Origin of the sequence: Pseudomonas mendocina (assembly GCA_037482215.1) — a bacterium.
Taxonomy (GTDB): Bacteria; Pseudomonadota; Gammaproteobacteria; order Pseudomonadales; family Pseudomonadaceae; genus Aquipseudomonas; species Aquipseudomonas mendocina_E.
In genome coordinates, this window is record CP148074.1 from 624,541 (window position 1) to 650,358 (window position 25,818).

Below are 25,818 nucleotides of genomic sequence, written 5' to 3' on the forward strand. Positions count from 1 at the left end.
AAAACAAGCGGAGGATTATACCCGAGTTACATACTTATGCGCCAGTTGGGCGCGGGATATCCCCAACAGAGTTGCGGGTAAGCAGGTTTCGCAGCTGGTCTTTTTCTTCCGCGCTTAGCTCGCTTTGACGCGCTTTGCGCAATAAATGTTCCAGGCTGCGCTCACGCTGACGGTCGACTAATCTATTTATAGTGTCGAAAAACTGTTGTTCAAGGTTGTCATCTGAAATTAACCATTCCTTTTCCGCTATAGCGCGAAGCAGTCGCCCTTGTTCGGTGCCGTGCCAGCGTGCAATGAGCTGCAGGGAACGCAAATTCGGATTTTTCTGTAGCGCGCCCAGCAAGGCGACCAGCAGTTGTGCGTAGGTGTCGTCTTCGGCTGCGAAGTGGCTAACATCTTCGACTTTCTGCGCCAGCTGTGGGTGGTGCAGTAGGGTGCGCAGGGCGGCTAGGTGCGGTGATTCAACACTGATGGCGGTGCGCGGCTGGCGAGGTGTGAAGTCGCCTTTTTTGGTCCACTTGCCGCCTTCCTTCCTCCATTCGCCCTTGCCTTTTCCCTTGCTTTTAAAGTTGCCGCTGTCGAACTCAGGCGTCGGGATTGGCTGCATGTAGTCGCTGTGGCTAGCTTCTGCTTCGTAGAAGGCGCTGTCTGGCATGTCCGAGTAGTCGGGGTAGTCATGCCCGGAGGGTGTGCTCGGGGTGGGGGTGGCCTGGCTTGGTGGTGTCAGTTCATCGAGTGCCTGGCTGGTAAGGCCGGTAATCTGACTGAGGCGCTGGCGCATCAGGGCGCGCAGTGTGTTGCCTGGGATCTTTTCAATCAGTGGGGCGGCTAGGGTGGTTAGGTGCGCCTTGCCTTCTAGTGAGCTGGGGTCTGCTTCTTCGCATAGGTGCTGGAAGAAGTAGTCGGCCAGTGGTTGCGCTTGCTGATTGATGCGCAGGCGGAAGGCCTCGGTGCCTTCTTGGCGTACTAGGGTGTCCGGGTCTTCGCCATCTGGCAAAAAGAGAAAGCGTGCGCGGCGGCCATCTTGCAGGTTGGGCAGTGTGGCTTCCAGTGCGCGCCAGGCTGCGTTGCGTCCGGCGGTGTCGCCGTCGAAACAAAAGAGGACGTTTGGCACGAGGCGGAACAGGCGCTTGAGATGTTCTTCGCTGGTGGCGGTACCGAGTGTGGCAACGGCATTGCGCAGGCCTTGTTGGGCGAGGGCGATAACGTCCATGTAGCCTTCCACAACCATGATTTCATCAAGGTTGCGATTGTGCTTGCGCGCTTCGAACAGGCCGTACAGCTCCTGGCCTTTATGGAATACCGGGGTTTCCGGGGAGTTCAGGTATTTGGGCTTCTCGTCGCCCAAGACTCGACCACCAAAGGCGATGACGCGCCCGCGAGTATCGCGGATCGGGAACATGATGCGGTCGCGGAAGCGGTCGTACTGTTTGCCTGTCTCGGCGTTTTCAACCAGCAGGCCGGCGTCGATCATGGCTTTATGTTGCAGCGTATCTCCGCCTAAGTGTTTGCGCAGGTTGTCCCAGCCGGGTGGGGCAAAGCCCATGCCGAAGTCCCGGGCGATTTCACCGGAAAGGCCGCGACCCTTTAGGTAGTCCACGGCGGCTTTGCGTTGTGGGTGGCTCTTGAGGGCTTGCTTGTAGTATTCGGCGGCTGCAGCGAGCAGCGGGTAAAGCGGTGAGTCCGTTGGCTGGCGCGGTTTACTGTTGCGTCCGCCTTCTTCCCGGGGGATTTCCATGCCGGCGCGCTTTGCCAGCTCTTCAATGGCCTGGGGGAAGTCCAGCTGGTCGTGGTCCATGATGAACCCCAAGGCGTTTCCGCCGGCGCCGCAACCAAAGCAGTAGTAGAACTGTTTGTCCGGGCTGACGCTGAACGAGGGGGTTTTCTCTTTGTGGAACGGGCAGCAAGCTGTGTAGTTCTTGCCAGCTTTTTTCAGTTGGACACGCGAAGCGACCACGTCGACGATGTCGGTGCGGTTGAGCAGATCATCGATAAAAGACTGTGGAATTAGGCCGGCCATAGGGACTCAGGATACTGCTCTGTGCGCTGGCAGAACAGAGAAATGCAGAAACTAAAAGACCCCGCGATCACTGAAATGATGCGGAGTCTAAAAGCGAAACCCGGCCGGAGCCGGGTTCGTTCGTTGCGCGAGTACTGATTAGTACAGGCGAACGCTGCGGCGCTGTTCGCGCTGCACTTTCTTAGCGTGACGCTTAACAGCGGCAGCGGCTTTACGCTTACGCTCAGCGGTCGGCTTCTCGTAGAATTCACGGCTGCGAACTTCAGCCAGAATACCGGCTTTTTCGCAGGAGCGCTTGAAACGACGCAGAGCTACGTCGAAGGGTTCGTTCTCTTTAACTTTGACGGCTGGCATCCAGGGCGTACCTTTTTCTTTACCGGGGGTAACGTTACTCCTGGCAAGTGGTGCTGGAGAACGTAGTTTTTAAGGGTTGCGGATATTACCGCCTTGTTATGAGGAATGCAAAGCCTCTCGGCGAAAAGCGCTGGCCGGGCCATGCTGCGGGCCATTATCATGCGCGGCCTCATTAGTTGCACACTTTACTACGAAGGCACTGCCCATGCTGGTTCTGGGATTGGAAACCTCTTGCGACGAGACAGGTGTCGCGCTTTATGACAGCGAGCATGGCCTGCTCGGCGATGCGCTGTTTAGTCAGATCGATCTGCACCGTGTTTACGGTGGTGTCGTGCCTGAGTTGGCCTCCCGAGACCACGTAAAACGCATGTTGCCGTTGATTCGGCAGGTGCTGGAACAGGCGCAGCGAAAGCCTGAAGACATTGACGCAGTAGCCTATACGGCGGGGCCAGGGCTGGTCGGTGCGCTGCTGGTTGGTGCCTCCTGCGCCCAAGCCCTAGCGTTTGCCTGGGGTATTCCTGCCCTTGGTGTTCACCATATGGAGGGACATCTTTTGGCGCCGATGCTGGAGGATCAACCGCCGGCATTCCCGTTCGTCGCATTGTTGGTTTCCGGTGGACACACTCAGCTGGTTCGCGTGGATGGCATTGGCCATTATCAGTTGCTCGGCGAGTCGTTGGATGATGCCGCCGGGGAAGCTTTTGATAAAACCGCCAAGCTGATGGGGTTGCGTTATCCGGGGGGGCCTGAAATTGCTCGTCTGGCTCAGGACGGCACGCCGGGGCGCTTTAAGTTTCCGCGTCCAATGACGGATCGTCCGGGCCTGGAGTTCAGTTTTAGTGGTTTGAAGACGTTCACTCTGAATACCTGGCAGCAGTGTCAGGCTGAAGGGGATAACAGTGAGCAAACCCGCAGCGACATTGCTTTGGCCTTCCAAGATGCGGTGGTCGATACGCTGACGATCAAGTGCCGACGTGCACTTAAACAGACCGGATTAAATAATCTAGTGATCGCTGGCGGTGTGAGCGCCAACAAGGCGCTGCGGCAGTCTCTGGAAAAGATGCTCGGTGAGTTGAACGGTGAAGTGTTCTACGCGCGTCCGGCGTTTTGTACAGATAACGGCGCGATGATCGCTTACGCGGGCTGTCAGCGGCTGCTGGCCGGGCAGCAGGAAGATTTGGGGATCAAGGTTCAGGCACGTTGGCCAATGGAGCAGTTGCCGGCTATTTGAGGCTAAGGTGAGCGGTGCTCATTTGGTCTGTTCAGAAATGTCGCTCACGCCCGGCAAACAGATCACGTAAATTGCTGCGGTGCCGCCAGACGATCAGTCCGCATAATACACAGACTGGCAAGAGTGCCGCGGGTTGCTGCCAAGCTAGCAGTGGCAGGGTTAGCGGTGTAGCGATCAGGGCCGCGAGTGAGCTGGTGCGTGTGAGCACAAACACCAGGGCCCAGCTGGCTAGGGCGAGTAAGGCGGCTGGAGGGTACAGGCCTAGTAGCATGCCGGCGGCAGTGGCTACGCCTTTGCCTCCTCGGAAGTTGAAATAAAGTGGGTACAGGTGGCCGATAACGGCTGCGAGGCCAATCCAGGCTTGCTCTTGCAGGCTTAGGTTAGCCAGTTTAGCGAGCAAAATAGGCAAAAGGCCTTTGAACAGGTCGCCAATCAGAGTAAAAACGGCGAGGCGTTTTCCCGCTACTCTGAGCATATTGGTAGCGCCTGGGTTGCCTGAACCGCTGGCGCGCGGATCTGGCCCGCCGGCCAGTTGGCTGAGCAGAATGGCGAACGACAACGAGCCGAGCAGGTAGGCGAAAGTCGCCAACAGCCAAAACATGGTATCCATTCCGGGCGAGGGAGCCCTGATTCTAGCGAGGTACGATCAGATTGTCGTGCCGTGGAGAGTATTGTTGGACACAGTTTTTATCGAAGGCCTTGAAGTCGACACGGTGATTGGTGCTTACGACTGGGAACGCACCATCCGCCAGTGTCTGCGCTTGGATTTGTATCTGGGGTGGGATAACCGCCCAGCCGCCGCAGGGGACGATTTGAGCAAGGCGCTGGATTATGCCCAGGTTTCCCTGCGTATCCAGGCCTTCGCCAGTGAGTCGCAGTTTATTTTGGTAGAGACGTTTGCTGAGCGTTTGGCCGAGTTGCTGATGAGCGAGTTCCAGATCCCGTGGGTGCGCCTGAAGCTGACTAAGCCAGGTGCAGTACCAGCCGCCGTGGGTGGTGTCGGCGTGGAGATTGAGCGCGGATGTCGCTAACTCCTGTGTTGTTGGGCCTTGGCAGCAATATCGAGCGAGAGACTCACTTGCGTGCCGGGTTAGATGCGCTTGCCGGGCTGTTGACGGATATGCGCTGTTCGCCCGTGTTCGAAAGCGAGCCGGTGGGTATTAAAAGTGGGCCGTTTTTCAATCTTGTGGTGTCAGGCAATAGTGCTTTGCCGCTGGGGGAGCTGGATCGTCGGCTGAAGTTTATTGAGGCTGATAATGGCCGCTATGCGCCGGACCGCAAAGGATTGCCGCTGGATATAGATGTGTTGATGTTCGGCGATCTGGTGGGTAACTTCGATGGATTAATCCTGCCTCGCGCAGAAATTCTAAAAAACGCCTTTGTCCTTTGGCCGTTGTCCTTGCTGGTACCAGATGTGCTGCACCCTGAGCAGCAGCGCAGTTTCGGGCAGCTTTGGCAGGAGGCTGAGATTGCCCAGAAGCTGTGGCCAGCCGCTTTCTGTTGGAGGGCTCAGCAATTGACCCCGCAAGCCTTGCTAGATACCTGTACACGCGTGGGTTGAGGCCCGCCAGTCGTCAGTTGCTGGGATCAATGATGATTACCACCCGGCGATTCTCCCGGCGGCCTTGTGCTGTGCTGTTGTCATGCACCGGTTTGGTGATGCCCATGCCGCGCACGCTGATCTTTTCTTCGCTCATGCCAGCGTTGATCATGGCCTGGGCTACGCTGTTGGCGCGTCGCGTCGACAGTTCTTCATTGTATGCTGGTGTGCCGGTGCTATCCGCGTGACCTTCGAGGCGGGCGTGATCAATGCCAATACTCAGCAATTGCTGGGTGATATGGGTGATGCGGGTGTTCATCTCTGCCGACAACTGGTCAGAGTTGAGGGGAAATAGTAGTTTGGCTGACATATTCAGCTCCCAGCCGTCATCCGTCAGCGTGAAGCCCTCATATTGCAGAAGCTCTGTCTGCTGCTGGCTAAGGCCTGGGCTCTGACAACCGGTGAGCGTTGCAAGAACAAAAGGGAAAAACAGGCAGGAAAAAAGACGGTGCAAAATGCCTCTCCTTGTTAGCTGTTGACCCGTTGTGACGCGCAAATGCGTCAGGCCAAGTTGTGTCCATGCTGGTTGCGTTTGGCTTTATACATAGCAGCATCCGCCCGATGCAGTAAGCCTTCCGGGGTGTCAGCATGCTGTGGGTACATGGCGATACCAATACTCAAAGAGGTGCAGATTGTGCGGCCATCATCCAGCTGGATCGGCTCCAGCATGCTGGCGTTTATTTTATCCGCAATTAGGCCTGCGTCATCTTCACTGAAGATAGGCTTGAGCAGTACGGCGAACTCATCACCGCCCAAGCGGGCAACCACATCATCTTCGCGCAGCTGAGCTTGTAAACGGCGAGCGATGGCGGTCAGCACTGTATCGCCAGCGGCATGCCCCAACTGATCGTTGATTTCTTTGAAGCGGTTGCTGTCGAGAAACATCACGGCAATTGAGCTCTTGGCGCTGCGGGACTCACGAATCGCCTCCAGCAGCCGGGTATTAAAAAACGCACGATTGGGCAGCCCGGTTAGGGCGTCGTGGCTGGCTTTGTGGGCCAGTGTGGCTTTTTCTGACTCCAGCTGGTGCTGCCAGGCTTCGAGCTGGTCCAGCAGGCTGTTGAAGTCATCGGCCAGATCGTTGAATTCCTCAATCTGAGTTGCAGGTACGCGCTGATTGAACTTGCGGTCCATTGAGATGCTATGGGCCAGTAACGACAGGTGTCGCAAGGGACGTGTGATGACCCGCTGCATACGTTTGGATGCATAGACGGCTCCCACCGTACTCAGCGCCAGGCTGGCCAGCAGACCAATCAGACCATAGAACAGGTATTGCAGCATGCTGGAGCCTTGGCCGCGAATGTGCAGCTTGCCGATGACAGCATCATGATCTGTGATGGTGTGAGTCAGTTCGCCAGACAGCAGCAAATCTGCAGTCAGATCCTCTAGGGCACTGAGCACTCGGCGACGATTGGCTTCCCGGCTGGCGAGCAGGTGACCGTGCTCGTCATAGACGGAAACCTGTGCGACGTCTTCGGTCTCTAGTACTTGGTTGAGGGCTTCCTGTACGGCCTCTCTGTCCTTGAATATAACGGCTGGTCCCAGACTGTACGCCATGGAGCGGGCAATCAGTTGCAGGTTCTGAGTCGCATAACTGCTGAGGGTTATCAGGCTGATCAGCACCAGTGGCAAACAGGTTAGGCTGATTGCTAGCAAGGTGAGTCGCAGATGTGCCCGGTCCATCAGGCGGCGAAGGCTGGGGCTTGGTTGTGTGGGTATGGGCTTACGTCTGTTCATGGCTGCGTCCCTGCGCGTTTGCCAAGTTGCAGAACATTGGGATGAATGCGGATACCGCTGCGGGCGATGGCATCCAGGTTGATCTGAAAACCAACGTTGCTATCAATCACTTTCAGGCAAAACATGCTGCCTTGGCTGCATCCCTGGTTATGTTCACTGATAGTGAGTACAGGAATGTCGGACAGTATCTGGAATAGCTTCTGACGCTTGGCAGGTGCGGCCGCCCCCAGGTAGACCGCGTTACATTCGGTTGCCAGTTGGGGGTTGTCGATTAGCAGTCGTTTTGTCCGGATGTCGTAGCGGGACGTGAGGGGCTGATTTTGCCAGAGCTTATCGGCGTACTCTGTGGCGCCCACGATGCACAGGGTCAGCGGTTTAGGCAGGGCTGGCCAGCGCGCGTAATTAATAATGCCCAGCACGACCTGAGCGGCATGCAAAGAGCGGCACTGCGCGCGGTTTTCACAGGGCGGGTCGGCTGGTGCAGCGATTGCCGAGGTGCTTAGAGCAGCATACAGCGCCGTCGCGAGGGCCGTCCTAGCCAGTGAGTGTGGGGAAATCAACTCGGAAACTCCAATGCTGCCTTTGCACGCGTGTCGTGGCGTTGTGGCCCATTAGAGAGGTGAAAATGTGATTAGGTTCTGTACGGAAGTCTCGAAGATGGCTGTTTAATGGCAAAAAAATGACTTTATGTCGATAAATAAATAGGAAAAGTCGTATTTTTGACCGTTTTGGAGCGATTTGGCCAAGGCAGCAAGCCAGCTGGTGCTGGGTGCGCTCAGGACTTTAGGTGTTGGGTGCGAAACGCTTGGAGAGCGTCTAAGCGCGCTTTATCCAAAGCTTCACCTAATTCAGGGCCTTTGTACCCTTGATCAAGTAAGGGTTTGACTGAAACCTCTCGGGCAGCATGCATAGCTGCTCGCAGATATGCTGCTTGTGGATATTCACGATGTTCAAGGCCAAGACGGCCCCGTGCGTCCATTTCGCAGGCGGCGACGAACTCCTCAAAGCGCTGTGGGCGACGGAATACGTCGAAGTTCTGCAGGAGCTTGAGCAAGGTTGCCGCCTTAAGCTCCAGGGCACGGTGACCGTGGGTATGGAATTCGCAGACTTTCAGGGCTAGCTCTTGGCAGTCTTTTGGCGCCTTGCAGCGCTGATTGATTGCAGTGACAAGCTTCAGTCCTCGGTGCTCGTGAGCAATATGACGGGGCCATTCGGCCTCGGGTGTCAGGCCTTTGCCCACATCATGCAGCAGGCATGCCCAGCGCACTGTCAGCGGCTGCTGATGCTCGACGCATTGACGCAAGACACTGAGGGTGTGCTCGCCGGTATCGATTTCCGGGTGATGGGTCGGTGGCTGCGGCACGCCGAACAAACGGTCGACTTCCGGCAGTAGAACGTTCAGGGCGCCGCAGTCGCGCAGCACTTGAATAAACACATCGGGCCGGGGCTCCATCAGGGCGCGGGAGATTTCTTTCCAGCTGCGCTCAGGTGTCAGGGCTTCCAGCTCGCCGGATTCGCTCAGCTCGCGCATTAGTACTAGGGTTTCATCCGCAACGCGGAACCCGAGCGGTGCATAGCGTGCAGCAAAGCGTGCAACCCGCAGTACGCGCAGCGGGTCTTCGCTAAAGGCCGGGGAAACATGGCGCAGCAAGCGGGCTTCAAGGTCACGTTGGCCGCCGTAAGGGTCGGTTATGTTGCCGTGTTCATCCTCGGCCATGGCATTGACGGTCAGGTCGCGGCGGATCAGGTCTTCTTCCAGTGTTACCTCCGGGCTGGCATGAAAGGTGAAGCCGCCGTAGCCATGGCCGCTTTTGCGCTCGGTGCGGGCCAGTGCATATTCTTCGCCACTTTTCGGGTGCAGAAATACCGGGAAGTCCGAGCCAACGGGTTTGTAGCCCTGCTCAAGCATTTGCTCGGCAGTGGCGCCGACAACAACCCAGTCGATGTCGGTCACGGGTTTGTGCAACAGGCGGTCGCGCACGGCGCCGCCGACTTTGTAAATCTGCATGGTGTGTCCTCCGAAGTGCACAGGATAACGGCTTACGGAGGCACTTGCCTGCTGGTTGTTCAGCTGCCGGAGCGGGGTAATTCATTCATGAGGTTTTGGACCGCCTGATCCAGGAAGGCCGCGCGGTCGTTTTCTGGACTGAGCGGCGTTTCGATTTGTCCCTCCCAGAGGATGCGCTGTTGGCTGTCACGCAGCTGCACACGCAAGGTGGCGGAGAGCGATTTCAGGCGGTGTAAGGCCTGATAGGGCCCGAGCTGCTCCGGAGGCGCAGTGTGCTCATTGAACCAGCACAGCACGTGATTATCGGCGGGTTGTGCCTGGGCCTTGCTGCCAACCGATCAAACGGGCGGCGGGAACGGATCAAATCGCAGATAGTCGGTAGCGCTTTCGGTGGCAGGTTTGGGTGGGATGTGCCGTGTGTCTGTCAACTGATCGCCCTGATAAATCTCCAGATGAATATTGAAGCCCCACAGCCTATGCAGATGTTTGAGTACTTCGTCTGTGGAGCTGCCTAGGGGTTTGCGATCATGTTGTTGGTGGCGAAGGGTAAGTGAGCGGTCACCACGGCGGTCGATGCTCCAGATTTGTACGTTGGGCTCGCGGTTGCCGAGATTGTATTGGGCGGCCAACGACTCGCGGATGCTGTGATAGCCAGCTTCATCATGGATGGCAGGAACGTGAAGATGGCTCATGCGGTCGTCATCCAGCACGCTGAACAACTTGAGGTCGCGGATGACCTTGGGTGACAGGTACTGCAGGATGAAGCTTTCATCCTTGAAGCTCTTCATGGCGAATTTCAGTGTGCTCAGCCAGTCGCTGCCTGCAATATCCGGGAACCAGAGGCGGTCTTCATCCGTTGGCTCTTCGCAGATGCGGCGAATATCGCGGTACATGGCAAAGCCCAGCGCGTAGGGGTTAATGCCGCTGTAGTAAGGGCTATCGAAGGGCGGTTGATAGACGACGCTGGTATGGGATTGCAGAAACTCCATCATGAAGCCGTCAGTCACCAAGCCTTCGTCATACAGGTCATTCATCAGGGTGTAGTGCCAGAAGGTCGCCCAGCCTTCGTTCATGACCTGGGTTTGCCGTTGTGGATAAAAATATTGGGCGATCTTGCGCACGATACGAATGACTTCACGCTGCCAGGGCTCCAGCAGCGGGGCGTGCTTCTCTAGAAAATAGAGGATGTTCTCTTGGGGCTCGGCAGGGAAGCGGCTGGTGTCAGTCTCGTCTGTTTTGCTTGCACCTTTTGGAATGGTGCGCCAGAGGTCGTTGATCTGCCGTTGCAGGTGCTCTTCGCGTTCTTGCATGCGCCGCCGTTCTTCTTCGGCGGATATCGGGTAGGGGCGTTTGTAGCGGTCTACGCCGTAGTTCATCAGGGCGTGGCAGGAGTCCAGCAGCTCCTCCACGGCATCAATGCCATAACGCTCTTCGCATTGGGTGATGTACTGCTTGGCGAAGACTAGGTAGTCGATGATCGAGCTGGCATCCGTCCAGGTGCGGAACAGGTAATTGCCCTTGAAGAAGCTGTTGTGGCCGTAGCAGGCGTGGGCAATCACCAGCGCCTGCATACAGATGGTGTTTTCTTCCATCAGATAGGCGATGCACGGATCGGAGTTGATCACGATTTCGTAAGCCAGCCCCATTTGCCCGCGCTTGTAGCCTTTCTCTGTGTGCAGGAAGTGTTTGCCGTAAGACCAGTGGTGATAACCCAGTGGCATGCCGACGGAGGCGTAGGCGTCCATCATCTGCTCGGCAGTGATCACCTCAATTTGGTTGGGGTAGGTGTCCAGTCCGTAACGTGCCGCCAGTTGGCCGATGGCCTGGTCGTATTCGCGGATCAGCTCGAAGGTCCATTCTGAGCCGGTAGAAATTGGCTGACGCGGCTTAGTAGCGTCTTTCATGACGCGATCCTCCGCTGAAACAGATTGCGGAATACCGGGTAGATGTCGGCTGCAGAGACCAGCTGCTGCTGGGCGAATGAGTCGGAGAAAGCTTCGCTCACCCTTTCATACTCGTGCCACAAGGCCTGGTGCTCGCGTGGCGTGATTTCCACGTAGGTGAAGTACTGCACAAACGGCATGATCTGTTTAATCAGTATGTCCCGGCATACGGGGGAGTCATCATTCCAGTTATCGCCGTCGGAGGCTTGGGCGGCATAGATATTCCATTCGGTGATGGGATAGCGCTCAGCCATGACCTCCTGCATTAGCTTCAGCGCGCTGGAAACGATTGTCCCGCCGGTCTCGCGGGAATAGAAAAACTCTTCTTCATCCACCTCACGGGCGCTGGTGTGATGGCGGATAAAGACCACTTCGATTTTTTCGTAGTTACGCTGCAGGAACAGATACAGCAGGATGAAGAAGCGTTTTGCGATGTCCTTGGTTGATTGGGTCATCGAGCCGGACACGTCCATCAGGCAGAACATCACAGCTTTCGAGCTGGGCGTTGGGTGCTTTACCAGCAGGTTGTACTTGAGGTCGAAGGTGTCGAGGAAAGGGATGCGGTTGATCCGCGTGCGCAGTTTTTCGCACTCCTGCTCAAGCGCTTGAATGTCGTTGAGGTTGTCCGGCTCCTCGCGCAGCAGGCGCTCCAGCTCGGCTTTGGCCTGTTTGAGCTTCTGCCGGCTGCTGCCGGACAGGGCAATACGGCGGGCGTGGGCTGAGCGCAAGGTGCGGACGATATTGATGCGTGACGGGTTGCCTTCGTTGCTGATCCCTGCGCGTACGGTTTTGAAGGTGTCGCTGCCGGTCAGGTGGCGTTTTACTAAATTGGGCAGTTCGAGGTCCTCGAACATAAAGTCGAGAAACTCTTCTTGAGTGATCTGGAAGACGAACTCATCCATGCCTTCGCCGGAATTGCTGGCTTGCCCGGCACCTTGCCCGCCGCCACCGCCCTGTGGCCTCGGAATGTTCTCGCCTGCAGTGAATTCACGGTTACCGGGGTGAACTGTGGTTTGCCGGCCCCCCTGGCCATGGTGCAGCACGGGCTCGTCGATATCGCGCCCGGGAATGCTGATCTGCTCGCCGTGCTCCATATCCGTAATGGAGCGGCGGGTGACCGCTTCTTCCACGGCCTTTTTGATGTGCTCACGGTAACGCCGCAGGAAGCGCTGGCGGTTTACCGTGCTCTTATTCTTGCCATTTAGGCGACGGTCGATCACATGGCTCATACCTGTCCTCCGTGCGCGGGTGCTGGCCGGTGAGGCGGTTCCGGCGTCCGGCGCCGGAACCGTCAGGCCGCATTACTGCGATTTGCGTACGCGCAGATACCACTCGGAAAGCAGGCGGACCTGCTTGTCGGTGTAGCCGCGTTCCACCATGCGTGTGACAAAGTCGTTGTGCTTCTGCTGATCTTCTTTGCTGGCCTTGGCGTTGAAGCTGATAACCGGCAGCAGGTCTTCGGTGTTGGAGAACATTTTCTTCTCGATCACCACCCGCAGTTTTTCGTAGCTCAGCCAGGACGGGTTCTTGCCGTTGTTGTTGGCGCGGGCGCGCAGGACGAAGTTGACGATCTCGTTGCGGAAGTCTTTCGGGTTGCTGATGCCTGCCGGCTTCTCGATTTTCTCCAGCTCCTCGTTGAGGGCCATGCGGTTGAGGATCTCCCCGGTTTCCGGGTCGCGGTACTCCTGATCCTGAATCCAGAAGTCGGCGTACAGGACATAACGGTCGAAGATGTTTTGGCCGTATTCGCTGTAGGACTCCAGATAAGCGGTCTGGATTTCCTTGCCGATAAACTCGATGTAGCGCGGCGCCAGGTATTCCTTGATAAAGCGCAGGTAGCGCTCGCGGACTTCGGCCGGGAACTGTTCCTGTTCAATCTGCTGTTCCAGCACATACAACAGGTGTACAGGGTTGGCGGCGACTTCGTGGGGGTCGAAGTTGAACACTTTGGAGAGAATCTTGAAGGCGAAACGGGTCGACAGGCCGTTCATGCCCTCGTCGACACCGGCGCTGTCGCGGTATTCCTGAATCGACTTGGCTTTAGGGTCGGTGTCTTTCAGGTTCTCGCCGTCATAGACGCGCATTTTCGAGTAGAGGTTGGAGTTTTCCGGCTCTTTCAGGCGGCTGAGTACGGAGAACTGCGCCAGCATCTTCAAGGTGTCTGGTGCGCAATGGGCGTTGGCCAGGGAACTGTTGAGCAGCAGTTTGTCGTAGATTTTGATCTCATCCGACACGCGCAGGCAGTACGGCACTTTAACGATGTAAATCCGGTCGATGAACGCCTCGTTGTTCTTGTTGTTGCGGAAACTGTGCCATTCCGATTCGTTAGAGTGGGCCAGCAGGATGCCGCTGTAGGGGATCGCGCCGAGGCCTTCGGTGCTGTTGTAGTTGCCTTCCTGGGTGGCAGTCAGCAGTGGATGCAGCACCTTGAGCGGCGCTTTAAACATCTCCACAAACTCCATCAGGCCTTGGTTGGCCCGGCACAGGGCGCCGGAGTAGCTGTAGGCGTCGGCATCGTTCTGTGGGAAGTCCTCAAGTTTGCGGATATCGACCTTGCCCACCAGCGCAGAGATGTCTTGGTTGTTCTCGTCTCCGGGCTCGGTTTTGGCCACGGCTATCTGGTTGAGAATCGACGGATACAGCTTAACCACGCGGAACTTGCTGATATCGCCGCCGAACTCCTGCAAACGTTTGGTTGCCCACGGGGACATGATGCTGTTCAGATAGCGGCGAGGGATGCCGTAATCCTCTTCCAGAATCGTGCCGTCTTCAGCGTCGCTAAACAGCCCCAGTGGTGACTCAAAGACTGGCGAACCCTTGATGGCGTAGAAGGGCACTTTCTCAATGAGGTGTTTGAGCTTTTCCGCCAGCGAGGACTTACCACCACCGACCGGGCCGAGTAGGTAGAGAATCTGTTTCTTCTCTTCCAGCCCTTGGGCTGCATGGCGGAAGTAGGAGACGATCTGGTCGATGCATTCTTCCATGCCGTGGAAGTCGGCAAAGGCCGGGTAACGGCGAATCACCTTGTTGGAGAAAATTCGCGACAAGCGGGTGTCATGGGTTGTGTCGATTAGCTCAGGTTCGCCAATAGCCATCAACAATCGCTCGGCTGCCGAGGCGTAAGCGCTGGGATCGGTTTTGCACAGTTCGAGGTATTCCTGGAGGGAGAGTTCCTCCTGGCGGGTGGCTTCGAAACGTTGCTGGAAGTGGCTGAAGATGCTCATGACCTGACCTCGCTCGATGCTGAAAGCCTGGTCGGGGCGGGCCGGGTGCCAAGGTGCTCCACTGCACTACACAGCGGAAGTTCCCCCTAGATTGCCAGCTCGATATTGCATTGAGCCAGCGGCCCCAATCCCCGATGCCTAATGGCCGGCTCTTACCTGTTTTGGATGGCCTGATTTAAGGATAGTTCGGAATCGGAGAGGTCAAGGCGGAGGGTGTAACAAGAACGACAAACTTCGCGGCTGACAGCGCTGAAACCCTTGTGCTGTGCGGTTTGCAGCGCCGAAAAAATTATTCGGAGACGCCGCTTTCTGTGTCGTTCGGATAAGTGGTACGCCACAACTCGAACCCACCGTCGAGGCTGTACACATCGGTAAAGCCCTGACTGATCAGGTAAGCGGCTGCACTTTGGCTGGAGTTACCGTGGTAGCAGGCGACAATCAGCGGGGCATCCAGATCGGCATGGGTGATGAAATCATGCAGTGAATGGTTGTCCAGATGCTTTGAACCAGTGATGTGGCTCATGGCATAGCTCTGCGGATCGCGGATATCGACCACGACAGCGCCATCCAGGCGCAGGGCTTGGGCTTGTTGCGGGGGGATGCGTTTGAACTCGCTCATGCTTGCTCCATACAGTCGCAGTTGTATTTGATGCCGCTGTCTATGTTCATCAGGGTCATGCTGGCGCCCCATACGCAGCCCGTATCCAGCGCTACGATGCCGGGTTCGTTGGCTTGGCCTTCGAGCGCTGCCCAGTGGCCAAAAATAATCCGTTGTTCGCGGGTTTTGCGCAGTTTATGGCTGAACCAAGGCGCGTAGCCTGCTGGGGCGCTATCGGCACCTTCTTTGGTTTTCAGATCAAGCGTGCCATCGGCTTTGCAGAAGCGCATACGGGTGAAGTAGTTAGTGATCACCCGTAGGCGGCTGACGCCTTGCAGCTCACCGTTCCATTTGGCCGGTTCGTTGCCGTACATGCCGTCGAGAAACAGCGGAAACCGAGCGTCGTCGCGCAGAGCTTCTTCGACCTCAGCAGCGCGGCGCAAAGCTTTGTCTATGCTCCATTGCGGCGGAATGCCTGCGTGTACCAAGGCAGTGTTGCGATCTTCGTCGTAGTGCAGGAGCTTTTGATGGCGTAGCCAGTCAAGTAAGTCAGCAGCATCGGGGGCCTCAATGATTTCCTTGAGGGTGTCACCTTTCTTCAGGCGCTCGATGTTGTTCGCCACTGCCAGTAGGTGCAGATCGTGGTTGCCCAGTACACAAACCAGCGACTCGCGGATGTTGTAGAGGTAGCGCAGGGTGCCTAGGGAGTCTGGGCCGCGATTGACTAAGTCTCCTACCAACCACAACTTGTCCTTAGCTGGGTCAAAATCGACCCGCTCAAGTAAGCACTGCAGAGGCTTGATGCAGCCCTGAATATCCCCTACTGCATAGGTAGCCATTAGTGCAGGGCCCCCGGAACTGCTAAGCGAAAGGGGGCAATGATTGCGTTGAAGGTGTGATCGTCTTCAGCCTTCATCTGATAGGTGCCCTGCATGATGCCCACTTTTGTGGTCATCAAGGTGCCGCTGCTGTAGGTGTAACTCTCACCCGGCGCAATTAGTGGTTGCTGGCCGATTACGCCTGATCCGCGCACCTCTTGTACCTGCCCATCCCCATTGGTAATGACCCAGTGGCGTGAAAGTAATTGGGCGGCGAGTTCTCCATTATTGGTAATCGTCACCGTGTAAGAGAAGGCAAAGCGGCTTTGTTCCGGTTCAGACTGCTCTGGCAGATAGCGGCTGACGACACTGACATCAATGTTGTAAGGCGAATCACTCATAGGGTGGAAGCTCACTGGGCTGGGCTGCTCAGGTGGTTTGGTTTAAGTCGGCTAGTTTGTCTGCAAGTCGCACAAAGTCTGCCAAGTTAAGTTGTTCCGGGCGTAGGCCGCCGTCTACACCGGCTGATTCGATGTGCTCGGCTGACAGTAAGCCCTTCAGCGTATTGCGCAGGGTTTTGCGGCGCATGTTGAAGGCTTCACGCACAACGCGCTCAAGCAGGCGAGGGTCTTTGGCTGGATGCGGCAGCACTTCGTGGGGCACCAGGCGAACGATGGCTGAGTCCACTTTAGGCGGTGGGTTAAAAGCGCCGGGGCCGACGTTGAACAGGTGTTCGACACGGCAATGGTACTGAACCATGATCGACAGACGCCCCCAATCACCACCACCGGGCTCTGCGGCTAGGCGTTCGACCACTTCCTTTTGCAACATGAAATGCATGTCGCGTATGAGGTGCGCGTTGTCGAGCAGATGGAAAATCAGGGGAGTGGAGATGTTATAGGGCAAGTTGCCGACCACGCGCAGCGAACGCTCACCCGCATTCAGCTGATTAAAGTCGAACTTCAGGGCATCGCCCTGATTCAGGCGAAAACGTGGATTGTTGGCAAATTGAGCCAGCAGGATCGGCACCAGATCACGGTCCAGCTCGATAACGTCCAATTGCGCACCGCTGCTCAGCAGGCCCTCTGTCAGGGCGCCTTGCCCAGGCCCAATTTCCAGCATGTGATCGCCTTCACGGGCATGGATAGCGCGCAGAATGCGGTGGATAACGCCCGCATCATGCAGGAAGTTCTGGCCGAAACGCTTTCGCGCGCGGTGTTGGTACTCGGACATGCAACAGCTCCAGGCGCGCCAGACTCAGGGGCTGACGCAAGATAACGACACTGAGAAGTCGTACAGTTTAACAGCATTACGTACTTTGACTGAGGAGTGGGCGGCCCTCAGTCGAATGCTCAGCAGGTGTTTGTCTGACTATCGGCCATCTGGTAAGCCGTTTGCAGGGCAACATTCAGGCTGCCAGTGTCGATTTTTCCCGTGCCCGCCAGGTCCAGTGCTGTTCCGTGGTCCACTGAGGTGCGGATGATGGGGAGGCCTAAGGTGACGTTTACCGCTGCGCCGAAACCTTTGTATTTCAGTACTGGGAGGCCTTGATCGTGATACATGGCCAAGACTGCATCACAATGATCCAGATGTTTGGGGGTAAACAACGTATCGGCTGGAAGAGGCCCGATCAGGTTGATGCCTTCAGCGCGGAGGCGTTCCAGCGCGGGTTCAATCACCTCAATTTCTTCCCGGCCCAAATGACCGCCTTCACCCGCATGGGGGTTCAGGCCGCAGACCAGAATGCGTGGCTGAGCGATGCCAAACTTAGTCCGCAGATCATGATCAAGAATGCGGGTTACCCGGCTCAAGCGCTCTTCTGTAATTGCCGCTGCGATGTCCTTCAGAGGAAGGTGCGTTGTGACTAACGCTACGCGTAGGCCGTGGGTGGCCAGCATCATCACGACTTGCTCGGTGTGGGTCAGGTCAGCGAGGAACTCCGTATGTCCCGAGAAGGGGATACCAGCTTCGTTGATCACGCCTTTGTGTACAGGGGCGGTAATCATCCCCGCGAAATCCCCCTTCACACAGCCTTCAGCAGCGCGGGTGAGGGTTTGCAGTACATAGTGGCCATTGCGGGAATCCAGCTGACCAGCTTTGACGGGGCATGCCAGCGGTGTGTCCCAGGCATACAGGCTGCCAGCATCGGCTGGTAGCTCGGGCCAGTTATCTGGGGTAACCGCAATCACTTGGATGTTCAAGCCCAGTTCTTTGGCGCGTGCTTCCAGCAGTGATCGGCTGGCAATGGCGATCAGAATATGGGGTTGAGCTTCCCGGGCAAGCATCAGACACAGATCGGGGCCAATGCCAGCAGGTTCGCCTGGGGTCAGGGCAAAGCGATGTGGGGCGGTCATTGCGATATCTCGTTGAGTGCAGCTGAGTGATTAACAGTAGACGGTAGTGCTGTGGCGAAAAAAAGCCCGGCTGTGCATATGCAAGAGCCGGGCTTTCATATCTGAGCCTATAGCTGGCGCCGGAGCGTCAGTATGATCAGATTTTGATCTCGACGTAGGCTTCGTCGCGGATCTGGCGGAGCCAAGTTTGCAGCTCTTCGTCGTACTTGCGGTTACGTAGCACAGAAATCGCCTGTTGCTCACGGAACTGCGTGCTGTTGTCAGTGGCGCGGCGCCCCAACACTTCGAGTACGTGCCAGCCATACGGGCTCTTGAACGGTTTGGACAGTTCACCCGCAGGTGTGCTGTTCATGACCTCACGGAACTCAGGCACGAGTGCATTCGGATCAATCCACTCCAGCGTACCGCCATTGAGGGCTGAGCCAGGATCTTCGGAGTAGCTCTTGGCCAGTTCACCGAAGTCTTCACCGGACTTGATTCGCTCATAAAGGCGTTCAGCCAGACGCTTGGCTTCGGCTTCGCTACGAATCTCGCTGGGCTTGATCAGGATATGACGCACACTGACTTCATCACGGACTTGATTGCCGCCACCGCGCTTTTCTAGCACTTTCAAAATGATGAAACCGCCTGGCGTACGAACCGGTTCTGTAATCTCACCAACCGGAAGTGCGCTGATCATGGCGTCGAACGGCGCAGGCAGCTGACCGGCTTTACGCCAGCCCATATCGCCGCCTTCCAGTGCGGTTTCACTGGCCGAACGGGCAATCGCCAGTTGGGCAAAGTCGGCACCTTGTTTCAACTGTTGGTACAGGTCGCGGGTTTGGCTCTCAGCTGCCTGAATTTCCTGAGGCGATGCACCATCACTGACTGGAATCAGGATGTTGGCTAGGCGGAACTCTTCAGAGAGCTGCATTTTGCCCATGTCGGAGGCAAGGAAGTTTTGCACTTCCTGATCTGACACCTGCACGCGTTCTGCAACGCGACGTTGGCGTACGCGGCTGATGATCATCTCGCGGGCAACTTGGTCACGGGCGTCAGCAAACGACAAGCCGTCTGCTGCCAGCGCGGAGCGGAACTGCTCCACCGACATGCCATTGCGCTGGGCAATGGTGCCAATGGCTTGGTTCAGTTCTTCATCACCGATACGGATACCGGAGCGCTCACCGATTTGCAGCTGAATGTTCTCGATGATCAGGCGCTCAAGCACCTGCTGGGTGAGTACATGCTCAGGTGGCAGCTCTGCACCGCGCTTGGCGATCGTCTGTTGAACCTCACGAAGGCGGGTGTCGAGCTGGCTCTGCATGATCACGTCGTTGTCGACGATGGCCACGACCCGGTCCAGCGGGCGAACTTCAGCCTGTGCGGCGGTTGCTGCAAGCAGGGCGCCCACCAACAGTGGGCGTACGAAATTAGAAAGCTTTGTCTTCACGTGCGCGATAACCTTGAATGCCTTGGTCGAGGAATGACTCGACTTTATTGCCGACCACACCACCGAGTCCTTTAAGAACGATCTGCAGGAAGATGCCGCGATCACCTTTGTCGTTCCGTGCTGGGTCGAGGCTGACTTCGTCGTAGTCGATCCAGTAACGGCTGATCAGGCGCAGCTTCCAGCAGCAGCTGTCGTATTCGAAGCCGCCAAAGGCTTCCAGCGTACGGTCACGGCTGTAATCGTATTGCCAGCGGGAAATCACACTCCACTGCGGAACCAGCGGCCAGATGACGGAGAAGTCATGCTGGTTGATCTTGTAGTAGTCCTTGATGAAGTTCGGATTGCCTTCTGTGCCATAGTCGCCACCATACTGCCATTGGCCCGAGGCTTCGTCGTAACGCATAGTGTCGTTACGGTAGCGGTACCCAAGGTTGACCACCTTATTGACGTTATCTTCAGGCTGGTAGTGGAACATAGCACTGCCGGAGCGAGTACGGTGGCTATCCGGGTCCCAGTTGAAGTCCGAGCTGAAGCGCCAGTCGCGGTTGAAACGATAGAGGTACTCCAACGCATACGGGGAAACGTCAGACTGTGCTTCAGTGCGGTCACGGTAGTCGATGCCCGGCATCTGCACTTTGCGGTCAGCAAAATACAGTGCTTGGCCTACGCTGACGCGTTGGCGCTCAAAGCCGTTTTCCTCGATCCAGCGGCTGGTGACACCCAGCGACAGGCGGTTCTCATCGCCGATACGGTCTTTGCCGGTAAAGCGGTTTTCACGCCACAGCGAGGCATAGTTGAAGCTGCTCTCCGTGGTGTCGAATACTGGAATATCGGTCTGGTCTTCGTTTGGTACGTACAGGTAGAACAGGCGAGGTTCCAGAGTCTGGCGATAGTTTTTGCCGAAATACTGTGTGTCACGGTCAAAGTACAGACCGCTGTCCACACTGAGCATGCCCACGCCGCGGTTTTGGCTGCCCCCAAGACTTTGCTTGGCTAAGTAGGCTGTATTGGGGTCATTCGGGTTTGCAGTGAGAATATCTCTCTTGCCCTGCTGATCCAAATCCAGGTCGTAGTTGGTTTGCAGGTATTTGATCTTCGGAGTAATGAAACCCCACGTCTTGGTGAGCGGCAAGCTGATGCTTGGCTCAACGTGGATACGATCACCATTAGCACGGGCCAGGCCTTTGATCCTTTCATCAAACCATGGGCCTTCGTTGACACCATCTTCATTGATGTAGTCGCCTGTCCTTAGGTCGCGATCAAACCGCACATATTCAGTACTGTAATCGAACTTCAGTCCGGCGGGATTGAACGGCAGCGTGCCATCCAGAGTCACTTGCGGCAGGCGATCATATGGCGTGACGTCAGTGATATTGGCCAGTTCATAAGCGTGCAGGTTCAGCTTGGCTGTGTAGCTGTCGCCACGGTACGTAAGGGTGCCGCGCTGATCGACATAGCTTCTGGTGCTGACGCCAAGGTCTGACTCAAGATCTTGGAAGTAATACGCATCACTGATATCAGTGTAGTCGACCTCTGCCAGCAGGCGGGAGTCGAGACCGGTGGTGTTCTGCCAGCTGTACATCCAGCGCTGGTCTTTGTAGCCCGTTTGCAGCTTGCGGTCGTCGTTGCTGTCATCCAGGTAAGCAGCGCCGATCTGACCTTCACTGCTCTTGGTCAGATAACGGAACTCGCCTTCCATCAGCAGGCCGCGGTCGCTCATGTAGGTTGGGTACAACGTGGCGTCGTAGTTAGGCGCCAGGTTGAAGTAATACGGCGTCTTCAGGGTTAGGCCATTGTCGCTGGACGAAGCAATGGTCGGCGGCAGGAAGCCGGACTGACGACGGTCATCGATCGGGAAGTAAATATACGGGGTGTAAAACACCGGAATATTTTTTACCCGAAGCGTAACGTTCGTGGCTGTGCCGAAGCCGGTGGCTGGGTTCAGGGTGATGTTATTACCCTTCAGGTGCCAAGCGTTGCTGCCCGGTTCACAGCTGGTATAAGTGCCGTCTTTGAGGCGAATAATGGCGCTTTCTTCACGTTTGGCATACAGGGCGTTGCCCCGGATATGGCTCTTGTGCAGAACGTATTCGGCATTATCGACGCGGGCTTCACCGTTATCCAGTTGCAGTTCGGCGCGGTCACCCACAACAAGGGCGCCTTTGTCGCGCAGGCGAACGTTACCGACCAGCTCACCCAGGTTTTCGGCCTGGTGCAGGTTGGCTTCGTCAGCTTCAACTTGCATGCTTGACTGGCGAACTACAACGTCGCCTGCCAGGGTCGCAATCTGCTGTTCCTGCTCGTAACGCGAAGCTTTGGCCGAGATGTACATCGGCGCTTGGCTCATCGGCGTGTTGTCGTCCATACCTGGGCGAGTCGGCTCGATATAAGCACCGGAGCAGTAAGGGCCAGCCTCAGCAAGTTGAGCTGGGGTTAACTGTTCACGTGGCACCCAGTCCAGGTGGCTGTAGTCGGCGCTACGAGAGGCCAACGCCCTGCCACGGCTTTCTGTTACCAGAGTTGTCTGAGCGACTTTTTTGCCTGAGCTGGCTTCGCTCTCTCCCGAACTGCTGGCGACTGTGTCACGCTGTACAGGGCGCGCAGGCAGGGCAGCGTTGCTGGTTTTGGGCGCGCATGCCCAGCCGCCAGTGGCGGAAACCTGGCAATCAAACTGCTCGGCAGCGACGGCAAAAGGGATGGCTACTGGTTGGAGTGCAAGCATGCCTCCGGTGACCAGTAGAGGGAATTTTCTGCGGAACGCGGGGTATTTTACTGCCATCTTGTTTTTTCCGGGCTTCCTGCGCGTCTATGGCCGATAAGGCCGCACGCCTCTCGATGGGCTTCAAAAGATGCTGGATAATAAAGCATGACCCGCGCAACGGCTAGCGCCGTCGGAGACCATGTAATGCCTGATGCAGATGTACGCTTGAAACTGATTGAAAACTGGCTGCAGGAACGCCTGCCGCAATTGTTCCCAGACCAGTGCCCACAAGCTCTGGCCGGGGCTTCGCTGACATCCGCCAGTAGCGACGCAAGTTTTCGTCGTTACTTTCGCTGGCAGCACGAACAGTCCAGCTTGATCGTGATGGATGCACCGCCTCCGCAGGAAAACTGCCGTCCCTTTGTCAATGTGGCAGAGCTTTTGGCGGGGGCTGGCCTTAATGTGCCGCAGATTCTGGCTCAAGATCTGGAGCGTGGTTTTCTGCTGCTGAATGACTTAGGCCGGCAAACTTATCTGGATGTGATCAACAGCGAAAACGCAGATGAGCTGTTTGAAGATGCAATTCAGGCACTGCTGGCGTTGCAGCAGTTACCGATGACGTCAGCGCTGCCTATTTATGATGATGCTTTGCTGCGCCGCGAATTGCAGTTGTTCCCAGAGTGGTATGTGCAGCGTCATTTGGAGCGTGAGCTGACAGCTGAACAGTCAGCCATTTGGCAGCGGGTCAGTCAGCTGTTGATCGACAGTGCACTGGCGCAGCCTAAAGTCCTTGTGCACCGTGACTATATGCCGCGCAACCTCATGATCAGTGAGCCCAATCCCGGTGTGCTGGATTTTCAGGATGCGGTCTACGGTCCAGTCACGTACGACATAACCTGTCTATTTAAAGATGCATTCCTCAGTTGGCCTGAAGCGCGGGTGCGGGGCTGGTTGGAACGCTACTGGAGCTTGGCCCGGGAGCGCGGAATTGCGGTACACGCCGATTTTGAAGACTTTTACCGCGCCAGTGACCTTATGGGGGTTCAGCGCCACCTGAAGGTAATTGGTATTTTTTCGCGTATCTGTCATCGCGACGGTAAGCCCAAGTATGTCGCCGATGTACCTCGTTTCTTCTCTTATATAGAGGCTGTACTGGCTCGTCGCCCTGAATTGGCAGAGTTAGAGACGTTACTCGACTCTCTGAAAGTTGAATCGCAGGTGCCTGCATGAAGGCGATGATTCTGGCCGCTGGCAAGGGCGAGCGGATGCGTCCGCTGACTTTGCACACGCCCAAACCGTTGGTTAGGGCTGGGGGCGTGCCGCTGATTGAGTACCACATCCGGGCACTTGCCGACGCGGGTATCCGTGAGTTGGTCATCAATCATGCTTGGCTGGGGCAGCAAATTGAGGATTACCTAGGTGATGGTTCGCAGTTCGGGGTCAGCATTGCCTACTCCCGTGAGGGGGAGCCCCTGGAAACTGGCGGCGGAATATTCAAAGCCCTGCCGTTGCTGGGTGATGAGCCTTTTGTGCTGATCAATGGCGATATTTTCACTGACTACCCGTTTGCCCAGCTTAAACAACCGCTGACGGGGCTGGCCCATCTGGTGATGATCGATAACCCGCCGCACCACCCTAACGGGGATTTTTGCCTGGAGGGTGGGCAGCTCAGTGAGCGTCAGGAGGGGAAACCGACCCTGACCTATAGCGGTATGGCAGTGCTTTCGCCTGCACTGTTCGCCAACTGCCAGCCAGGCAGCTTCAAGTTGGTGCAGTTGCTACGTGAGGCGATGTCGGCTGGCAAGCTCAGTGGCGAGCATTTTAGGGGTTGCTGGGTCGATGTGGGGACCCATGAGCGCTTGGCGGAAGTCGAGAAGCTGTTAGAGGTAAATGCCTGAATGCTCTGGCCAGTAACAATTGCAGGAGCTCTTGCTGGGCTGGCAGTGGCCAGCATACCAGGGGCTTTGTTGGGCGGACTGCTAGGGCAAGTGGTTGATCGCCGCCTGAAGCTCGACTCGTGGGCGGCTATTCGCGAGCGTTTTTTTAAACAGCCTCCCCTTGATGATGAATGGCTGATGTTCGTGTTACTGGGACGTTTGGCAAAAAGCGGTGGTCGCGTCTTGCCCGCGCATATCCGCCAGGCGCGTGCAGAGATGCAGCGTTTAGGGCTAGATGCGCAGGGGCAGAGCAAAGCCATCGCGGCGTTTAATCGGGGCAAAACAGCGGTGGATAACTTGCGTCCAGCTCTGATTCGTCAGCAAGGTCGTGGTGAGGTGCTTCTGCAGGCCTGCTGGCGCATGGCGTGGGTGGATGGCGCGGTTGGGCGGGAGGAGCGTGAGCTGCTGCAACTGTGGGCGCGCTGGTTGGAGGTTTCTGCTGCCAAGCAAAACCAATACAAGGATGACGCTGGGCCCAAGCGCGAAACCGTCGCGGCGGCGCCAAGCACTGGGTATCAGCGGGCACTGGCCTTGCTCAAGGTCAGCGCGGATGACGAACCGGCGCAAATCAAGCGAGCCTACCGGCGTCTGCTCAGCCAGCATCATCCGGACAAACTGGCGGGCAGTGGTGCGTCTGAAGGGCGTATTCGTGAGGCCACAGAAAAAACCCGTGAACTGCATCAAGCCTACGACCTGATCCGGCAGCGTCACGGGTTTCGCTGATTACTCGGCGTTTGCCTGAACGATCGTGCTCAGCCAGCCACGGATGCGGCGATTGAGTTGTTCCTGCTCCACATCCGGGTTACCCGGCAGCGCTTTCATGGCGATTTGAATATAGGCCGGATGTTTCTGCCGCTTACTGGCTTGCGAGCGTTTGAGGGCAGACTGCCGGTCGGCATCCTGATCCTTATAGTAAAAATCGCCAGTGGCCAGTTTCAGCTGCGGAATTAATTCCTCCAGCGCTGGGCTATAGCCCTCAGGCAATTTGGCTGCAACCAGCAATAAGTTTTTCACAGAGGCTGGTTTGCGCTCAGAAAGATACCGGGCTGCCCAATAAGCCCCCGTTCCGTGACCCAGCAAAACAATGGTTTTGGCCTGTTGCTGTTCGGCATAGGCAATGGCAGCGTCGACGCGCTGCAAAATGTGCTCTGCTCGGGTTTTACGCAGCTCTTCAGGCTCAGGTGTGTGCTCGATTGGGGCCGACTCTGTGGCTGTGGAGGGAGCCGTATCGGCTGTTTCTTCCTGCTGTGTCTCGTCGGTGGTTGGCTCACTGGTGCTCGGCTCCGTTTCCACAGCGGGTGGGGCTGGACGCTTAAGGGAGATCGGGTTGACCGGGCTGGGTAACGTGACGCTCAGTGTGTGCCAGCCAGCGTCGGGTAATTTTTTACGCAATGGCCCGGCGCTTTTCGGCCAGTCAGCACTTTCATCATCGCCAGGCAGGAGAATAACCGCACCGCTGGGCTCGCCCACATTGGCGGGTAGCCAGAGGGCGAGAAATGTCTCATCACCTGCCTGCAGTTGCTGTTGTTCTTTTTTATCCAGCTGATGTTCAAGCGCTTGAGCCTCAGCCTTGGTGCGATCAGCAATAGGTGGTCGTTCAACCTCAACGGGTTGTGACTGTTCTTGTGTGTCGCTCGCTTCAGTTGGCGGCTCCTCTGCCCATGCAAGCGGAGTCAGGGAGGCGCACAAGACTAAGCAGAGCGGCAACTGGGTTTTAAGGCGTGACATGTGAGGTTCCTTGGCGAGACCCGCGTGATAAGCCTGATCTGAGTCATTGTTTGATGAGCTAGGCGGCGATTGAGTGTGCAAAAAAGCGCTGTGACGGCTCATGGTGTTAGATACATGATTCGCAATACGAACGTAC

The 25,818-nt window shown here is 56.7% G+C and carries 25 protein-coding genes; 6 read left to right on the forward strand and 19 right to left on the reverse strand.

All coding sequences use genetic code 11. The features are described from left to right. Window positions 1-34: 34 nt before the first annotated feature. A complete protein-coding gene (gene dnaG / locus WG219_02675) occupies window positions 35-2,020 on the reverse strand; it encodes a DNA primase (GenBank protein ID WXL26410.1) in 1,986 nt (661 codons plus the stop codon). A 138-nt stretch (window positions 2,021-2,158) separates the two neighbouring features. Next, entirely contained in the window at window positions 2,159-2,374 is a 216-nt protein-coding gene (gene rpsU, locus WG219_02680) for a 30S ribosomal protein S21 (GenBank protein ID WXL26411.1), read from the reverse strand. A gap of 205 nt (window positions 2,375-2,579) precedes the next feature. Between rpsU and tsaD the strand changes: the two genes are divergently transcribed. After that, window positions 2,580-3,605, forward strand: a complete 1,026-nt coding sequence (gene tsaD / locus WG219_02685; protein ID WXL26412.1) for a tRNA (adenosine(37)-N6)-threonylcarbamoyltransferase complex transferase subunit TsaD — start codon at window positions 2,580-2,582, stop codon at window positions 3,603-3,605. 31 nt (window positions 3,606-3,636) lie between these two features. Here tsaD and plsY read toward each other — a convergent pair whose 3' ends face one another. Then, the gene (gene plsY / locus WG219_02690) at window positions 3,637-4,206 is read right to left on the reverse strand and encodes a glycerol-3-phosphate 1-O-acyltransferase PlsY (GenBank protein ID WXL26413.1); all 570 of its coding nucleotides are present in this window, start codon (window positions 4,204-4,206) and stop codon (window positions 3,637-3,639) included. A 73-nt stretch (window positions 4,207-4,279) separates the two neighbouring features. On the opposite strand from plsY, the gene folB reads away from it, so the two are divergent. After that, window positions 4,280-4,636, forward strand: coding sequence for a dihydroneopterin aldolase (gene folB, locus WG219_02695; protein ID WXL26414.1), 357 nt, complete (start codon window positions 4,280-4,282; stop codon window positions 4,634-4,636). Then, the gene (gene folK, locus WG219_02700) at window positions 4,627-5,166 is read left to right on the forward strand and encodes a 2-amino-4-hydroxy-6-hydroxymethyldihydropteridine diphosphokinase (GenBank protein WXL26415.1); all 540 of its coding nucleotides are present in this window, start codon (window positions 4,627-4,629) and stop codon (window positions 5,164-5,166) included. The genes folB and folK overlap by 10 nt, the downstream gene beginning before the upstream one ends. Before the next feature lie 13 nt (window positions 5,167-5,179). Here the strand turns inward: folK and WG219_02705 are convergent, their stop codons facing one another. The 15 genes from WG219_02705 to WG219_02775 all read right to left on the reverse strand — a co-directional run bounded on the left by WG219_02705 (window position 5,180) and on the right by WG219_02775 (window position 22,095). Beyond that, on the reverse strand, window positions 5,180-5,659 hold the full coding sequence (locus WG219_02705) for an OmpA family protein (protein WXL26416.1): 480 nt from the start codon (window positions 5,657-5,659) through the stop codon (window positions 5,180-5,182). 47 nt (window positions 5,660-5,706) lie between these two features. Beyond that, complete coding sequence (locus tag WG219_02710; GenBank protein ID WXL26417.1) at window positions 5,707-6,942, reverse strand: diguanylate cyclase; 1,236 nt, start codon at window positions 6,940-6,942, stop codon at window positions 5,707-5,709. Beyond that, window positions 6,939-7,502 carry a YfiR family protein gene (locus WG219_02715; protein WXL26418.1) on the reverse strand — a complete coding sequence of 188 codons (564 nt, stop codon included), beginning with the start codon at window positions 7,500-7,502 and terminating at the stop codon, window positions 6,939-6,941. The genes WG219_02710 and WG219_02715 overlap by 4 nt, the downstream gene beginning before the upstream one ends. A 215-nt stretch (window positions 7,503-7,717) precedes the next feature. After that, the gene (locus tag WG219_02720) at window positions 7,718-8,950 is read right to left on the reverse strand and encodes a multifunctional CCA addition/repair protein (protein ID WXL26419.1); all 1,233 of its coding nucleotides are present in this window, start codon (window positions 8,948-8,950) and stop codon (window positions 7,718-7,720) included. Between the two features lie 59 nt (window positions 8,951-9,009). Continuing rightward, the gene (locus tag WG219_02725) at window positions 9,010-9,246 is read right to left on the reverse strand and encodes a hypothetical protein (GenBank protein ID WXL26420.1); all 237 of its coding nucleotides are present in this window, start codon (window positions 9,244-9,246) and stop codon (window positions 9,010-9,012) included. A 42-nt stretch (window positions 9,247-9,288) separates the two neighbouring features. Next, window positions 9,289-10,854, reverse strand: coding sequence for a SpoVR family protein (locus tag WG219_02730; protein WXL26421.1), 1,566 nt, complete (start codon window positions 10,852-10,854; stop codon window positions 9,289-9,291). Beyond that, window positions 10,851-12,122 (reverse strand): YeaH/YhbH family protein, encoded by a 1,272-nt coding sequence (locus tag WG219_02735; protein WXL26422.1) that lies wholly within the window; start codon window positions 12,120-12,122, stop codon window positions 10,851-10,853. The genes WG219_02730 and WG219_02735 overlap by 4 nt, the downstream gene beginning before the upstream one ends. Window positions 12,123-12,194: 72 nt before the next feature. Beyond that, entirely contained in the window at window positions 12,195-14,117 is a 1,923-nt protein-coding gene (locus tag WG219_02740) for a PrkA family serine protein kinase (GenBank protein WXL26423.1), read from the reverse strand. Between the two features lie 289 nt (window positions 14,118-14,406). Beyond that, window positions 14,407-14,736, reverse strand: coding sequence for a thiosulfate sulfurtransferase GlpE (gene glpE, locus WG219_02745; GenBank protein WXL26424.1), 330 nt, complete (start codon window positions 14,734-14,736; stop codon window positions 14,407-14,409). After that, window positions 14,733-15,554 (reverse strand): symmetrical bis(5'-nucleosyl)-tetraphosphatase, encoded by an 822-nt coding sequence (locus WG219_02750; GenBank protein WXL26425.1) that lies wholly within the window; start codon window positions 15,552-15,554, stop codon window positions 14,733-14,735. Before WG219_02750 ends, glpE begins: the two co-directional genes overlap by 4 nt. Beyond that, window positions 15,554-15,934 carry a Co2+/Mg2+ efflux protein ApaG gene (gene apaG, locus WG219_02755; GenBank protein WXL26426.1) on the reverse strand — a complete coding sequence of 127 codons (381 nt, stop codon included), beginning with the start codon at window positions 15,932-15,934 and terminating at the stop codon, window positions 15,554-15,556. The genes WG219_02750 and apaG overlap by 1 nt, the downstream gene beginning before the upstream one ends. 28 nt (window positions 15,935-15,962) lie before the next feature. Further along, complete coding sequence (gene rsmA, locus WG219_02760; protein WXL26427.1) at window positions 15,963-16,766, reverse strand: 16S rRNA (adenine(1518)-N(6)/adenine(1519)-N(6))-dimethyltransferase RsmA; 804 nt, start codon at window positions 16,764-16,766, stop codon at window positions 15,963-15,965. A gap of 119 nt (window positions 16,767-16,885) precedes the next feature. Next, window positions 16,886-17,887, reverse strand: a complete 1,002-nt coding sequence (gene pdxA / locus WG219_02765; GenBank protein WXL26428.1) for a 4-hydroxythreonine-4-phosphate dehydrogenase PdxA — start codon at window positions 17,885-17,887, stop codon at window positions 16,886-16,888. Between the two features lie 136 nt (window positions 17,888-18,023). Further along, complete coding sequence (locus WG219_02770; protein WXL26429.1) at window positions 18,024-19,316, reverse strand: peptidylprolyl isomerase; 1,293 nt, start codon at window positions 19,314-19,316, stop codon at window positions 18,024-18,026. Further along, window positions 19,297-22,095, reverse strand: a complete 2,799-nt coding sequence (locus WG219_02775; GenBank protein ID WXL26430.1) for an LPS-assembly protein LptD — start codon at window positions 22,093-22,095, stop codon at window positions 19,297-19,299. Before WG219_02775 ends, WG219_02770 begins: the two co-directional genes overlap by 20 nt. 126 nt (window positions 22,096-22,221) lie before the next feature. Here WG219_02775 and WG219_02780 point away from each other — a divergent pair, with 126 nt between their 5' ends. Genes WG219_02780 through WG219_02790 form a run of 3 tightly spaced genes read left to right on the forward strand, consistent with a single transcriptional unit; the run spans window position 22,222 to window position 24,677 of the window. Continuing rightward, complete coding sequence (locus WG219_02780; GenBank protein ID WXL27926.1) at window positions 22,222-23,247, forward strand: phosphotransferase; 1,026 nt, start codon at window positions 22,222-22,224, stop codon at window positions 23,245-23,247. Then, complete coding sequence (locus WG219_02785) at window positions 23,244-23,915, forward strand: nucleotidyltransferase family protein (protein WXL26431.1); 672 nt, start codon at window positions 23,244-23,246, stop codon at window positions 23,913-23,915. Before WG219_02780 ends, WG219_02785 begins: the two co-directional genes overlap by 4 nt. Further along, window positions 23,916-24,677 (forward strand): DnaJ domain-containing protein, encoded by a 762-nt coding sequence (locus WG219_02790; protein ID WXL26432.1) that lies wholly within the window; start codon window positions 23,916-23,918, stop codon window positions 24,675-24,677. On the opposite strand, the gene WG219_02795 is transcribed toward WG219_02790, so the two are convergent. Continuing rightward, window positions 24,678-25,682 carry an alpha/beta hydrolase family protein gene (locus WG219_02795; GenBank protein WXL26433.1) on the reverse strand — a complete coding sequence of 335 codons (1,005 nt, stop codon included), beginning with the start codon at window positions 25,680-25,682 and terminating at the stop codon, window positions 24,678-24,680. Window positions 25,683-25,818: the final 136 nt, after the last annotated feature.